The sequence below is a fragment of the Pseudomonas sp. PVC-5-1 genome (genome assembly GCF_057444345.1).
On record NZ_CM172024.1, the window covers coordinates 731,483 to 744,543 of the forward strand.

The window sequence follows — 13,061 nt, forward strand, 5'->3', positions numbered from 1 at the left end:
CTCCTTGCGGTGGGTGCCACTTCATGAAGTCGAACAAAAACAATATGCAAGGCAATTCGCTTCGCTCTGCCAAGACGAGGTCGTTGCAACGTCCTTGCCCGCCAACTTTCATGAGTAAACCACAATGTCCCTGCAGACAACGACAACGAGAAATGCTTCGGCGCATAGCTTCAAGCAGGATATGCAAACACGCCATATCGTCATGCTGGCGCTGGGCGGTGTCATCGGTACCGGCCTGTTCCTGACGTCGGGCTACACCGTCAACCAGGCGGGCCCGCTGGGGGCGGTCATCGCCTATATCCTCGGCGCGATCATGGTCTACCTGGTGATGATGTGCCTGGGCGAACTGGCGGTACACATGCCGGAAGTCGGCTCGTTCAGCAGTTACGCCACGCGCTACCTCGGGCCGGGTACAGGCTACATGGTGGCCTGGATGTACTGGCTGACCTGGACCGTGGCCATCGGCTCGGAATTCACCGCCGCCGGTATCCTGATGGTGCGCTGGTTCCCCGATACGCCGGTGTGGATATGGAGTGCGCTGTTCGGGTTTGCGGTGTTCATCAGCAATATCATTTCGGTGCGGTCGTTTGCCGAAACCGAATTCTGGTTGTCACTGATCAAGGTGCTTGCGGTGATTGCCTTCCTGGTGGTGGGCGGCGGCGCGATCCTGGGCGTTTTCGAAATCACCCAGGCGCACAGTGTCGGGCTGGGCAACTTCACCCGCGAGGGGCTGTTCCCTACGGGCTTCTGGTCGATCGCCATGACCCTGCTGGCGGTGGCCTTCGCGTTCTCGGGTACCGAGTTGATCGGCATCGCCGCCGGCGAAACCCGCGACCCGGAAAAGAACGTACCCAAGGCCATCCGTACCACGGTCCTGCGCCTGGCGCTGTTCTTCGTCGGCACCATCTTCGTATTGGCTACCTTGTTGCCGCGTGAACAGGCCGGGGTGGTTGAAAGCCCGTTCGTGATGGTCTTTGCCATGATCGGTATCCCCTATGCGGCGGACATCATGAACTTCGTCATCATCACTGCACTGCTGTCGGCGGCCAATTCCGGGCTTTATGCAGCGGCGCGCATGCTGTGGACCCTCAGCGACCAAGGCAACATGCCCCGCCGGTATGCGGCGCTGTCGCGTCGTGGCACGCCGTTCAATGCCATCGTCCTGAGCATGGCCGGTGGCATGGCATCGCTGCTGAGCAGTGTGTTTGCCCCCGACACCATCTACCTGGCGCTGGTGTCCATTTCCGGGTTGGCGGTGGTGGTGGTGTGGATCAGCATCGCGGCCAGCCAGATGGCATTCCGTCGCCATTACATCGCCAATGGCGGCAAGCTCGAAGACCTCAAGTTCCGCGTGCGCGGCTACCCGTTCGTGCCGCTGGCGGCCATCTTCTGCTGCGTGCTGGCCTGCGTCGGCATTGCCTTCGACCCGGCACAGCGCGTGGCCCTGTACTTTGGTCTTCCATTTATCGCCTGGTGTTACCTGGCCTACTGGCTGACCCGCAAGTACCGCGACCGTCGCCCGCTGCAACCGGAAGCCTTGGCAACAGGTTCCGAGGCCGCCAGAGCAGGGTGATACTAGGGCACCGGAACGTTGCCACGAGAAACCGCCGATGACCCAGAAAACCCTGCCACCCTTGAACTGGCTCAGAGCCTTCGAAGTGTCGGCGCGTTACCTGAACTTCACCCATGCAGCCGAGGAACTGCACCTCACCCAAGGGGCCGTGAGCCAGCAGATCCGCCACCTGGAGAGCCAGTTGGGGGTGGCGCTGTTCAAGCGCCTGCCCCGGGGGCTGGGGTTGACCGAAGAAGGCCAGTCCTACCTGCCGGTGGTGCAGGATGCGATAAGCCGCCTGGCGGTAGGCACCAATGAAATTTTCGGGCAACGCCAGCGTCGGCCCCTGAAAGTGCGCGGCAGCCTGTCGTTCCTGCATTTCTGGCTGGCGCCCCGCCTGGTCGATTTTCGCCGTTCGCACCCACAGGTGGACATCCGCTACATCAGCAACCTGTGGGTCAAGGAACTGGATGCAGAGGATGACCTGGAAATCCGCTGGGGCAGCGGCCAGTGGGCTGGCGTGGAGGCGCAGCGCCTGACCCGCGACCTGCTGGTGCCAGTCTGCTCCCCTGCGCTGATTGCCGGCTCCCCGCTACGCGAGCCGCGCGACCTGGCCCGCGTCCCGTTGTTGCATGTGCTGGGTTACGAGGAGGGGTGGGGTTATTGGCTGGAGCGGGTAGGCGCCGACCAGGTCGATTCTTCCAGCGGCCTGCAGTTCGACACCCTGGTGGCGACCTTGCGCATGGCGGAACTGGGGCTTGGGGTGGCACTGGCGCGCTCGTCGCTGGTCGAGGACTTGCTGCAGGAGGGGCGGCTGGTGGCGCCTTTTGCGCAGCGCATCGAGGCGAGCGAGTCGTTTTACCTGGTACGTGGCCTGGGTGAGGCGTTGTCCACGGATGCCCAAGCCTTCAGCCACTGGTTGGTGGCGATGGCCCACCGTTAATCAAATATTTACCTGGAGCACCGATGCAGTACACATCCACGCGCGGCAACGAGACACGGGTTGATTTCCGCACGGCGCTGCTTTCCGGGCTGGCCGACGATGGCGGGCTGTACGTGCCGACTGCGGTGCCGACGTTCAGCCAGCAGGATATTGCCAGCTGGTCGTGGTTGCCGTTCGACGAACTGGCCTGGCGGGTAATGGCGCCGTTTGTCGGCGACACGCTCGATGAGCCGACCCTGAGAGCGCTGGTAAGCGACAGCTACCGCGGCTTCAAGCACCGTGGCATCGCACCGCTGCAGCAGATTGGCCATAACGAATGGATCCTGCAGCTGTTTCACGGGCCTACCCGTTCCTCCAAGGATTTCGCCGCGCAGTTGCAGGCGCGGCTCATCCGCCATTTCCTGGGCCCCGATTGCGAACGGGTCATGCTGGTCGGTGCCAGCAACGGCGATACGGCGGTGGCCGCTATCGAAGCCTTGCGGCATTGCCCTACGGCACGCTTGCTGGCGCTTTACCCCAGTGCCGGGACACCGGCCGACCGGGCGGCGGTGATGCGCAGTGCCGCTTCCGAAAGCGTGAGCTGCGTGGCCGTGGACGGCAGCTTCGATGACTGCCAGTCGCTGGTGTCGGCGCTGCTGCGTGCATGGCCGTGCCCCGGGCTGATACCCGTGAGCTTCAATTCGACCAACTGGGTCGGCGTGCTGGCGCAGATCGTGTTCTATTTCCACGCGGCGCTTCAGCTGGGTGGTGGGATTCGGCCGGTGGGTTTCAGCATCCCCACGGCCAGTTTTGCCGAGATCTACGCGGGGTTCATTGCCCAGAAAATGGGCCTTCCAATCAACCAGATCATTGTTTCCACCAACCGCAACGATGCCTTGCACCGGTTCATCCACTGCAATCGCTACAGCCGTGGTTCCACCAGCCAGACCTTGTCGCCGGTCATGGACTTTTCGCTGTTCTCCAACCTGGAACGTTTCGTCTGGGAGCTGTATGACCGCGATGGTGGGGCGACCCGGGCACTGATGGAGCATTTCGAGGATTGTGGCGAGTTGAGCATCGGCAACCGCCAGTGGCTGCACGCGCGCATGCTGTTCGACTCCTATGCCGTGGATGACGCGCTGATTCGCGAAGAAATCGTCACGCTGTTCCAGGAAACCGGCTGCGCAGTAGACCCACACGCTGCCACCGGGGCATTCGCCGGGCGCCTGCACCGGCGCAACATTGGTGCGCCGATCGTCACGCTGGGCCAGTTTGCCCCGGAAAAGTCTGCCGGGTTGCTGGCGGAGCTTGGGGCCTGGCATGGCGAGGTGCCGGCCTGTGGTGTTGGCAGCGCAGGCGTTGGGCCGCTGCTGGCGCCAGAGGACCTGGCGGGGGTTCATGAGATATTGGCCCGGTTGCAGGCAGGACGATGAAGCGCATCCTCGACCCCCTGGACGAGCGAATTCTCGCCGAACTCACCGCCAATGCACGCATTGCCCATGCCGAACTGGGGCTCAAGGTGAACCTGTCGCGTAATGCGGTACGCCAGCGCATCGAGCGCCTGGAGCGTGACGGGGCCATCCAGGGCTATACCCTGCGTATCGGTGAAGGGCGACGACCGACCTCGCTGATCAACGCGGTCATCTTCGTCTACCGCTACGACCGCATGCGCGGAGAGGCTGTGCTCGATGCGTTGCGCCAGATCCCCGAGGTGATCCAGTGTGAAGTGCTCAGCGGCGAATTCGACCTGCTGCTGCGCGTCGAGGCTTCCAGCCCGGAACGGGTGCACCATGTATGGAAGGAGATTGCCGCCATGCCAGGGGTCGAGAACACCGTGACATCGTTCGTCCTGGCCACGGTGATCTGAGACGCGCGTTTGCCTTTTGGCAACCATTGCTACAACAACGCCGCCCGGGTTTGCGCCCTGGCGGCGTTTTGCATTCCGGCGGCGCTCAGGCGTGCATCGGCTACTGGTCAGATTGGCCAGTAAATACAGCGGATTGCCATATTCAACTGGCATTGCACGGCTCTTACGCTTGTCCCCATCGACCAACCGCCTGGAAAGGACAGCGAACCATGACCGAATACAAAATTGCACTTGTTGGCTTTGGCGGTGTGAACCGTGCCCTGGCCCAACTGATCGCCGAACGCAATGCGCGCTGGCAGCAAGAGCTGGGCTTTGGCCTGAAGATCGTTGGCGTGACCGACCTGTTCCTGGGGTCGGCAATCGACCGCAACGGCCTGGATGCGGCCACGCTGGCTGCTCTGCCTGCTCAGAAGGGGGCGCTGGCGCAGATCCCGCAAGGTTCGGCTGAAGCGTTCAACGAATCGGTGATCAAGCAGTCCGGTGCCGACATCATCGCCGAGGCCACATTCACCAACCCCAAGGACGGTGAACCGGCGGCAACCTTCTGCCGTTGGGCGCTGGAAGCTGGCAAGCATGTGGTCACTACCAACAAGGGGCCGATCGCCTTGCATGCTGCGGCGCTGAAGGCCCTGGCCAAGGCCAATGGTGTGTCGTTCGAGTACGAAGGCGCGGTCATGAGCGGTACGCCGGTGCTGCGCATGGCGCGCCAGACGTTGGCCGGCGCAGGCCTGGTGGGGTTCGAGGGCATCCTCAACGGCACCTCCAACTATGTGCTGACGCGTATGGAAGAGGGACTCGGTTTTGCCGATGCAGTGGCCCAGGCGCAAGCACTTGGCTATGCCGAGGCGGACCCGAGCGCCGATGTGGAGGGGTATGACGTACGCCTGAAAGTGGTGATCCTCGCCAACGAGCTGCTCGGCGCTTGCTTGCAGGTGAATGATGTGACCTGCAGCGGGATCAGCAGCCTCGATAGCGCTGCTATCCAGCAAGCGCAGGCGGCGGGCCAGCGCTGGAAACTGATCGGCAGTGCCAGCCGTGAAACCGATGGTTCGGTGCGTGCCAGCGTCGAAGCGCGCCTGTTGCCCGGCAACCACCCTCTGGCGGGTATTTCCGGTGCCACCAATGCGGTTGCGTTCAACACCGAATTGCTGGGCGCTGTAACCGTGTCCGGCCCGGGTGCGGGGCGTGTCGAAACGGCATTCGCCCTGTTGTCGGATATCGTCGCCATCCACACTGCTGGCCGCTCGGCCTGAGGAGCAACCTTCATGAGCCTGACTTCCGTGTCCCGGGTAGCCGTCCAGCAACCCGCCTTGATCGATGTGTATAGCCCGTTCGACGGTAGCCTGGTCGGCAGCGTCGCCAACCTTGCTGCCGATGCCGTGCCAGGTCTGCTCGTGCGTGCTCGGCAGGGCGTGCACGAAAGTGCTGCGCTGCCTCGGCACCGTCGCGCCAGCATTCTGGAGCAGGCCGCCCGGCTGATCGAACGTGACGCCGCGGATTTTGCCGGCCTGATTGTCGACGAAGCGGGCAAGACCCTGCGTCAGGCCGAGAAGGAGGTGAAACGCTGCATCAACACGCTCAAGCTGTCTGCCGAGGAAGCGCGGCGCAACGCCGGCGAGGTGGTGCCTTTCGATGCCTATGAAGGCTCCGAGTCGCGCCAGGGCTGGTTCACCCGCGAGCCGTTGGGGCTGATCCTGGCCATTACCCCGTACAACGACCCGCTCAACCTGGTGGCGCACAAGCTGGGGCCAGCGATTGCTGGAGGCAATGCGGTCATTCTGAAGCCTTCGGAGCTGGCCCCGCTTTCTGCGTTGAAGCTGGTGCAGTACCTGGTTGATGCAGGGCTGCCGGAGGCTGTCGTCACCGTGGCCACTGGCGGTGCCGAACTGGGCAAGGCGCTGGTGGCCGTGCGTGAAGTGCGGATGATTTCCTTCACGGGCGGCTTCGCCACGGGTGAACAGATTGCCCGGGGGGCGGGCCTGAAAAAACTTGCCATGGACCTGGGCGGTAACGCCCCGGTGCTGGTACTGAAGGACTGCGACCTCGAGGCCACTGTCGAGTCATGTGTGTCAGGCGCATTCTGGGCGGCCGGGCAGAACTGCATCGGCACCCAGCGCATCCTGGTGGACGCTTCGATCTATGAGGCGTTCCGCCAGCGCTTCGTTGCCTTGACCCAGGCGATGGTGGTGGGTGATCCTGGCCTGCGCGAAACCGACATGGGGCCGATGATCACCGAAGGCTCGGCACGGCAGATTGAAGAGCGCGTGAGCCAGGCCCTTCAGGGCGGCGCTCGCCTGCTCTGCGGCCACAAGCGGCAAGGGGCTACCTATGTGCCGACGGTGCTGGAAGGCGTTGACCATGGCAGCCGGCTGTGGCGTGAAGAGGTATTCGCACCGGTAGTGATGCTGGCGCCTTTCGAGGATATCGAGCAGGCGATTGCATTGGCCAACGCCCCGGAGTACAGCTTGCACGCCGGTGTGTTTACCCGCGATCTGTCCTTGGCATTGAGCCTGGCGCGGCGTATCGAGGCGGGTGGCGTGATGATCAACGACTCGTCCGACTACCGCTTCGATGCCATGCCATTCGGTGGCTCCAAATATGGGAGCCTTGGGCGCGAGGGGGTGCGGTTCGCGTACGAGGACATGACCCAGCCCAAAGTCGTCTGCCTCAACCAGATGGGCTAAGAGGAGGAATCTTGATGATCGAACGGTATGGACAAGGCGAACGGATGTCGCTGGCGGTGAGCTACAGGGGCCTGTTCGAAACGGCTGGCGTGGTCGCGGACGACCTGCAGCAGGATGTGCAGGGGCAGTTGCGCCAGGCGTTGAGTACGATCGATGGGCTGATGGCTGAGGCCAACGTCGGCAAGGAACATTTGACCCGGGTTCAGTTATGGATTGCCGACTACAGCCACTTCGACCTGGTCAATGAGGTGTACGACGCCTGGTTGAAGGGGTATCCGAAACCTCCACGGGCTTGCGTAGGCGCAGACCTGGGAGAGGGGTACCTGGTCGAGGTGCAGGTGTTTGCCGTGTGCCCTGAGCGCTCCTGACCCAAAGCGGCTGACGCCCCGGGTCAGCGCACAAACCGGGGTATCGCCTTTACGTAGACCAGTTCGCCTAGCAGTTCCACCAATGTCTGCGTAATCACAGCTGCCGCCGCCAAACCGCGCATGTCTTCCGGCAACGCCAGCGCCAGCGGCAGCACTACCAGCGAATTGCGCGTGGCGGCGCTGAAGGTTACCGAGCGTGCCTCGGTCACCGGCAAGCGCAGCAAGCGCGCCGCAACGAACCCGAGCACTGGCGCCAGCAGCATGAAGCCGATGTACACCGGAATCACCGGCAGCAAACGGTCGAAATCACGCAGTACCACGGCAATCTGCGAGGCGATGACCACCACCAGCACCAGAGCCATGGCCGGTACCGGCATCCACGCCCAGGCGTCGTTCCAGGTCGAGACCGTGCGTGAGCGACGGGCGCCGGCGCTGGTGAGTACAGCGAGGACCATCGGCAGCACGATCAGCAGCACGAAGGCTTCCACGAACGGGGTGGTGGAAATGGCCACGCTGCTGTTGTCACCCAGCATCAGGGCCAGGTAGAGCGGCAGCATTGCCAGTTGTACCAACAGCAGCACAGGGGTGGCGGCCAGGGTCAGGCGGGAGTCGCCTTTGCCGATGTGGGTGAAAACCACCACGTAATCGATGCACGGTGTCAGCAACACCAGCAGCGCGCCGATGAGGATCGCCGGGTGCTCGACCAGCCCGCGGGTGATGGCCCATACCAGTAGCGGCACGAGGACGAAGTTGGCCAGCAGCAGGGCGGAAGTGAAGCGGCGGTTGCCCAGGCCTTGGCGCAGGTCGAGGAAGGGGATTTGCAGAAACATCGCGTACATCAGCACGGCGATGGCGGGGGTGACCAGGGCTTCCAGGTGGCGTGCAGTGTCGCTGGCCAGCAGGCCGAAGGCCACGGCGGCGAGCACGGCGGCGAAGTAGATCGGGATCTGCTGGGTTTCGAGTTGCTCTCTGGTCAAGGTCCGGTCCTGCTGACTGATTTCGCGCTCATGAGGGTTGCTAGCGGCGGCGATAGTACACCGTTGCTCGACTCGCTGGTTCGTAAGGTTTATATTTGTCTTATATTTTCTTAATTCATAAACCTCAGGAGGAGGTCGTCAATGATCGGCGAGCGGCTCAAACGTGCCCGTGCTGCTGCTGGCCTGTCGATGCAGGCGCTAGGTGATCAGGTGGGTGTGAGTGCCAACATGATCAAGAAATACGAACATGACCAGAGCATGCCGAGCTCTGGCGTGCTGGTGCGTTTGTGCAAGGCGCTATCGGTGCGTGCCGAGTATTTCTTTCGGCCTGCCAAGGTCGAGTTGACCGGTGTCGAGTATCGCAAGCGCTCCGCTACCTCCAAGGCCACTTTGAAGCGCATCGAAGCCGATGTGCTGGATCAGGCGGAGCGTTGGCAGGAACTGATCAACCTGTGGCCGGAATACCCTGTCCAGCCATTCAGCGTGCCTGCCGGATTGCCTGAGCAGGTCGCTTCGCTGCAGGCGGTCGATGCTCTGGCGGATCAGGTTCGGTGCCTGTGGAGTCTCGGTTCGAGCCCGATACCGGACCTGATCGACGTGCTGGAGTCGTTCGGTATTCTGGTGATCATTACCCAGGTGGATGCGCAGGCGAAATTCGACGGCTTGCAGGCGAGTGTGGCTGGCCAGCCCGTGATCGTGGTTTCTGCGGACTGGCCTGGTGACCGGCAGCGATTCACCCTGGCCCATGAGTTGGGGCATCTGCTGATGCATGGTCGCCTGGCTGAAGGGCTGGATGAGGAAAAGGCTTGTAACCGTTTTGCTTCGGCATTACTGGTGCCAGCCTGCGCCATGCGGCAGCATCTTGGCGATAAACGCCACATGCTGGAGGTGCGCGAGTTGTATCTGCTCAAGGCCGAGTATGGCCTCAGCATGCAGGGCTGCCTGTATCGTGCCGGGGATCTGGAAATCATCCCGCACAGTGTGCGCGATCGGTTGTTCATGGTGTTCGTCAAACAGGGCTGGCGCAAGCAGGAGCCTGGGGCTGCGTACCGGCAGGAGACCACGCGGCTGTTCCAGCAACTGGTCTACCGGGCGCTGGGGGAGGGGATTCTCACTGAGTCCAAGGCGGCGGAATTGCTGGGGATGGCGGTTTATCAATTCCACCAGGCGCGCAAACTGGAGTTGCTGGATGCAGTTGCTCATCAGTGATGCCAACATCCTGATCGACCTCGAAGAGGGAGAGCTACTGGCTCAACTCTTCACGCTGCCTTATCAGTTCACGGTGCCGGACCTTCTCTATTTCGAAGAGCTCGAAGCGCAGCATGCTCACCTGCTCGGTATGGGGCTTGAATTGGCTGAGCTGAACCCTGCAACCATGTTGTATGCGATGGAACTGGCTGGCCGGGTGAGAGGGCCTAGCCGTAATGACTGCTTTGCGCTGGCACTGGCAAGGCAGGAGGGGTGTCCGCTGTTGTCCGGGGATGATGCGTTGCGCAGGGCTGCCATGCAGGAAGCCGTTGATGTGAAAGGGACAATCTGGGTGGTTGAGGAGTTGGTGCGAACGGGTGTGATCACCGTTGGTCGGGCTCGTGAGTCTTACGAGCAGATGCGTGCCAATGCCCGACGGCTGCCTTGGGCTATTGCGCATCAGCGGCTGGACGAGTTTTAGCGGTAAGCGAGTACCCTGCTCATACTGGGGCCGCTTTGCGGCCCATCGCAGGCAAGCCAGCTCCCACCTCGACTGCATCGATCTCACGCTATGTGCAATCCCTGTAGGAGCCTGGCTTGCCAGCGATGAGGCCAGTACAGGCAGCACAAGACAGTTGCTCCCACAGGGTGCGCGACAGGCCCGCGAACGTTGTCCATGGTCCGAAAACGAAAAAGCCCGGCACGAGGCCGGGCTTTTTCCTGTCAGGCAATCGCCAATCAGTTGCCGTAAACCGGCAGCTTCTTGCAGATGGCCTTGACCTTCTCACGCACGGCGTCGATCACCGCTTCGTTGTTCAGGTCAGCCAGGATGTCGCAGATCCAGCCAGCCAGCTCGCGGCACTCGGCTTCCTTGAAACCACGGGTGGTAACGGCTGGGGTGCCGAAACGCAGGCCCGAGGTGACGAACGGGGAACGTGGGTCGTTCGGTACCGAGTTCTTGTTGACGGTGATGAAGGCTTTGCCCAGGGCGGCGTCAGCGTCCTTGCCGGAGATTTCCTGCTTGATCAGCGACAGCAGGAACAGGTGGTTCTGGGTGCCACCGGAAACCACGTCGAAACCACGCTCGATGAACACGCTGGCCATGGCCTGGGCGTTCTTCACGACCTGCTGCTGGTAAGCCTTGAACTCAGGCTGCAGGGCTTCCTTGAAGCAGATGGCCTTGGCAGCGATGACGTGCTCCAGCGGGCCACCCTGGGCGCCAGGGAAGACGGCGGAGTTCAGCTTCTTCTCGATCTCTTCGTTCTTGCGAGCGAGGATCAGGCCGCCGCGCGGGCCGCGCAGGGTCTTGTGGGTGGTGGTGGTGACCACATCGGCGAACGGAACTGGGTTCGGGTACACGCCAGCGGCAACCAGGCCGGCAACGTGGGCCATGTCGACGAACAGGTAGGCACCGACCTTGTCGGCGATGGCGCGGAAGCGGGCGAAGTCCAGAACCTGCGAGTAGGCCGAGAAGCCGGCAACGATCATCTTCGGCTTGTGCTCGACAGCCAGGCGCTCGACTTCGTCGTAGTCGATCAGGCCGTTGCTGTCGATGCCGTACTGGATGGCGTTGTACAGCTTGCCCGAGGAGCTTACCGAAGCACCGTGGGTCAGGTGGCCACCGTGGGCCAGGCTCATGCCCAGGATGGTGTCACCGGCCGACAGCAGGGCCAGGTAGACGGCGGCGTTGGCCTGGGAGCCGGCGTGCGGCTGGACGTTGGCGTAGTCGGCGCCGAACAGTTCCTTGGCACGGTCGATGGCCAGCTGCTCGACGACGTCGACGTACTCGCAACCACCGTAGTAGCGCTTGCCTGGGTAGCCTTCGGCGTACTTGTTGGTCAGGACCGAGCCCTGGGCCTCCATGACTGCCGGGCTGGTGTAGTTTTCCGAAGCGATCAGCTCGATATGCTCTTCCTGGCGCAGAGCTTCTTGCTGCATGGCTTCGAAGAGCTCGGCGTCGTACTTGGCAATGGTCAAATCACGGCTGAACATGGCGGTCCTCAAGGATCGGGGTGAATTGGGGGGGCATTCTAACCGATTGATCCGCGGCTGGCATATGAAGTGGCATCAAGTCGCGGACCAATGGGCTTCACGTTGCATCCCGCGCCGTGTCTGGGCTGGGCGGGAACTGGAGTTGACTCGCAGGTCCGTTTTTTTGGGGGCGCTGTGCGCCCCATCGCCGGCAAGCCAGCTTGTGTCTTCAAGGTCTCTTAAACTCGAAAGGGTGAGAGCAGTGGATGGCAGACTGAAAGCCAGATGTGCTCTAAAGCACGAGTGGGAGCCTAGTCGCCATCCACCTCTCACTCTGACCTAAGCCCGAACAGTTGAATGAGTGGCGAACTCGTAGTCACAAGCTAGGGCTAAGTCAGAGTGCTCTCACTTCTTGAGTGTAAGAGGGCTTGGCGATGATTTCCTACTTCGTTGGTCTCGACGTTTCGAAAGCGACTCTGGATGTGGGCTTTCTTCCTGAAAGTATTCCCCAGTTCCAGGTCAGGAATGACCCAGAGGGCTTTGCGCAACTGATCGCATGCCTGAACGAGCTTGAGGTCGAACGGGTCTTGCTGGAAGCCACTGGTGGCTATGAACGAGCCGTATTCAAAGCCTTGCGACTGGAGGGTTTGAACGTCATCAGGGTCAACCCCAAGCGCTGTCGGGACTATGCGAGTGCCATGGGCAAAATTGCCAAGACTGACAAGATCGACGCCCAGATGCTGGCGCGGTTTGCCAGGGATTTCGAGGACTTGCCGCAGATAGAGCCTAATCAAGATCGGGATGAACTGGGAGAGCTCATCAAACTCCGTGGCAATCTTGTCCAGCATCGGGATGATGACAAGCGTCGGATGAAACAAACCACTTCAGTTACGGCCATTACCGTTTATACCGAGCATGTCGCTTACCTGAATGATCAGATTAAGGCTTTGGACAAGGCGATTGAGCGCGCCTCGAACGTGCTGGATCGCACGACAGCCATGCGGCTAAGGTCTGTGAAAGGGATTGGCGTCATCAGTTGTGGCACCTTCATGGCCTACCTACCTGAGCTGGGAAGCGTGACGGGGCGCGAAATTGCAGCCTTGGCTGGGTTAGCGCCGTACAACAAAGACAGCGGCAAGAAGAGTGGCCCGAGGAAGATCGAAGGCGGGCGTTACAGAGTCCGCAAGGCGGCCTACATGTCGATCTGGTCAATGATCCAGCATGTCCCAGAAGTTAGAACCCGCTATGAAGACCTGATAGCCCGAGGCAAGTGCGCAAAAGTTGCCGCAGTGGCGTGCATGCGCGTGTTGCTGGTGCGCCTGAACGCAATGCTGCGTGACGGAACGGAGTGGAAAGAGCTCAAGCCTCAGGTACCCGCAACCTGATCACGAACGAGGATCGATTTTCTACAAATGCGGGCTTCGCCAACGACACCGCTACGCGGTATCGAGCGAAGCCCTGCCCGAATGGCACGCTTGAAAATAAATTTCTAAAGACAGTTGCTCCCACAGGTACTGCACAGGGCTCGAGGT

At 61.6% G+C, this 13,061-nt stretch carries 12 protein-coding genes; 10 read left to right on the forward strand and 2 right to left on the reverse strand.

All coding sequences use genetic code 11. From position 1 onward, the window contains the following. The first annotated feature begins 124 nt into the window (after nt 1-124). The 7 genes from AC2T3R_RS03330 (at nt 125) to AC2T3R_RS03360 (ending at nt 7,393) form a co-directional block, all read left to right on the forward strand. The gene (locus tag AC2T3R_RS03330) at nt 125-1,573 is read left to right on the forward strand and encodes an amino acid permease (RefSeq protein WP_043935306.1); all 1,449 of its coding nucleotides are present in this window, start codon (nt 125-127) and stop codon (nt 1,571-1,573) included. A gap of 37 nt (nt 1,574-1,610) precedes the next feature. Further along, the gene (locus tag AC2T3R_RS03335; protein WP_061303411.1) at nt 1,611-2,495 is read left to right on the forward strand and encodes a LysR substrate-binding domain-containing protein; all 885 of its coding nucleotides are present in this window, start codon (nt 1,611-1,613) and stop codon (nt 2,493-2,495) included. A 23-nt stretch (nt 2,496-2,518) separates the two neighbouring features. Continuing rightward, nucleotides 2,519-3,907 (forward strand): threonine synthase, encoded by a 1,389-nt coding sequence (locus tag AC2T3R_RS03340; RefSeq protein WP_015268885.1) that lies wholly within the window; start codon nt 2,519-2,521, stop codon nt 3,905-3,907. Then, nucleotides 3,904-4,341, forward strand: a complete 438-nt coding sequence (locus AC2T3R_RS03345) for an Lrp/AsnC family transcriptional regulator (protein WP_015268886.1) — start codon at nt 3,904-3,906, stop codon at nt 4,339-4,341. The genes AC2T3R_RS03340 and AC2T3R_RS03345 overlap by 4 nt, the downstream gene beginning before the upstream one ends. A gap of 209 nt (nt 4,342-4,550) precedes the next feature. Next, the gene (locus AC2T3R_RS03350) at nt 4,551-5,594 is read left to right on the forward strand and encodes a homoserine dehydrogenase (protein WP_054572298.1); all 1,044 of its coding nucleotides are present in this window, start codon (nt 4,551-4,553) and stop codon (nt 5,592-5,594) included. Nucleotides 5,595-5,606: 12 nt separating this feature from the next. Continuing rightward, nucleotides 5,607-7,025, forward strand: coding sequence for an aldehyde dehydrogenase family protein (locus tag AC2T3R_RS03355; protein WP_123085685.1), 1,419 nt, complete (start codon nt 5,607-5,609; stop codon nt 7,023-7,025). Nucleotides 7,026-7,069: 44 nt separating this feature from the next. Continuing rightward, nucleotides 7,070-7,393: a RidA family protein gene (locus tag AC2T3R_RS03360; protein ID WP_322265735.1), complete on the forward strand. Its 324-nt coding sequence runs from the start codon at nt 7,070-7,072 to the stop codon at nt 7,391-7,393. Between the two features lie 23 nt (nt 7,394-7,416). Here the strand turns inward: AC2T3R_RS03360 and AC2T3R_RS03365 are convergent, their stop codons facing one another. Beyond that, nucleotides 7,417-8,370 (reverse strand): arsenic resistance protein, encoded by a 954-nt coding sequence (locus tag AC2T3R_RS03365; protein ID WP_486744643.1) that lies wholly within the window; start codon nt 8,368-8,370, stop codon nt 7,417-7,419. Nucleotides 8,371-8,511: 141 nt separating this feature from the next. Here AC2T3R_RS03365 and AC2T3R_RS03370 point away from each other — a divergent pair, with 141 nt between their 5' ends. Together AC2T3R_RS03370 and AC2T3R_RS03375 are read left to right on the forward strand one after the other, a co-directional pair. Beyond that, a complete protein-coding gene (locus tag AC2T3R_RS03370) occupies nt 8,512-9,579 on the forward strand; it encodes a helix-turn-helix domain-containing protein (RefSeq protein ID WP_486744644.1) in 1,068 nt (355 codons plus the stop codon). Further along, on the forward strand, nt 9,560-10,039 hold the full coding sequence (locus AC2T3R_RS03375) for a PIN domain-containing protein (protein WP_486744645.1): 480 nt from the start codon (nt 9,560-9,562) through the stop codon (nt 10,037-10,039). Before AC2T3R_RS03370 ends, AC2T3R_RS03375 begins: the two co-directional genes overlap by 20 nt. A 257-nt stretch (nt 10,040-10,296) precedes the next feature. Here the strand turns inward: AC2T3R_RS03375 and glyA are convergent, their stop codons facing one another. After that, the gene (gene glyA / locus AC2T3R_RS03380; RefSeq protein WP_003256308.1) at nt 10,297-11,550 is read right to left on the reverse strand and encodes a serine hydroxymethyltransferase; all 1,254 of its coding nucleotides are present in this window, start codon (nt 11,548-11,550) and stop codon (nt 10,297-10,299) included. Between the two features lie 413 nt (nt 11,551-11,963). Between glyA and AC2T3R_RS03385 the strand changes: the two genes are divergently transcribed. Next, nucleotides 11,964-12,914 carry an IS110 family transposase gene (locus tag AC2T3R_RS03385; RefSeq protein ID WP_486743821.1) on the forward strand — a complete coding sequence of 317 codons (951 nt, stop codon included), beginning with the start codon at nt 11,964-11,966 and terminating at the stop codon, nt 12,912-12,914. Nucleotides 12,915-13,061 lie beyond the last annotated feature (147 nt).

What these genes read in the sequence shown, in the direction of transcription:
- AC2T3R_RS03375 (WP_486744645.1), top strand. Translation starts at nt 9,560, where the DNA reads ATGCAGTTGCTCATCAGTGATGCCAACATCCTGATCGACCTCGAAGAG.
- AC2T3R_RS03345 (WP_015268886.1), top strand. Translation starts at nt 3,904, where the DNA reads ATGAAGCGCATCCTCGACCCCCTGGACGAGCGAATTCTCGCCGAACTC.
- AC2T3R_RS03370 (WP_486744644.1), top strand. Translation starts at nt 8,512, where the DNA reads ATGATCGGCGAGCGGCTCAAACGTGCCCGTGCTGCTGCTGGCCTGTCG.
- AC2T3R_RS03335 (WP_061303411.1), top strand. Translation starts at nt 1,611, where the DNA reads ATGACCCAGAAAACCCTGCCACCCTTGAACTGGCTCAGAGCCTTCGAA.
- AC2T3R_RS03385 (WP_486743821.1), top strand. Translation starts at nt 11,964, where the DNA reads ATGATTTCCTACTTCGTTGGTCTCGACGTTTCGAAAGCGACTCTGGAT.
- AC2T3R_RS03360 (WP_322265735.1), top strand. Translation starts at nt 7,070, where the DNA reads ATGTCGCTGGCGGTGAGCTACAGGGGCCTGTTCGAAACGGCTGGCGTG.
- glyA (WP_003256308.1), bottom strand. Translation starts at nt 11,550, where the DNA reads ATGTTCAGCCGTGATTTGACCATTGCCAAGTACGACGCCGAGCTCTTC.
- AC2T3R_RS03350 (WP_054572298.1), top strand. Translation starts at nt 4,551, where the DNA reads ATGACCGAATACAAAATTGCACTTGTTGGCTTTGGCGGTGTGAACCGT.
- AC2T3R_RS03355 (WP_123085685.1), top strand. Translation starts at nt 5,607, where the DNA reads ATGAGCCTGACTTCCGTGTCCCGGGTAGCCGTCCAGCAACCCGCCTTG.
- AC2T3R_RS03340 (WP_015268885.1), top strand. Translation starts at nt 2,519, where the DNA reads ATGCAGTACACATCCACGCGCGGCAACGAGACACGGGTTGATTTCCGC.
- AC2T3R_RS03330 (WP_043935306.1), top strand. Translation starts at nt 125, where the DNA reads ATGTCCCTGCAGACAACGACAACGAGAAATGCTTCGGCGCATAGCTTC.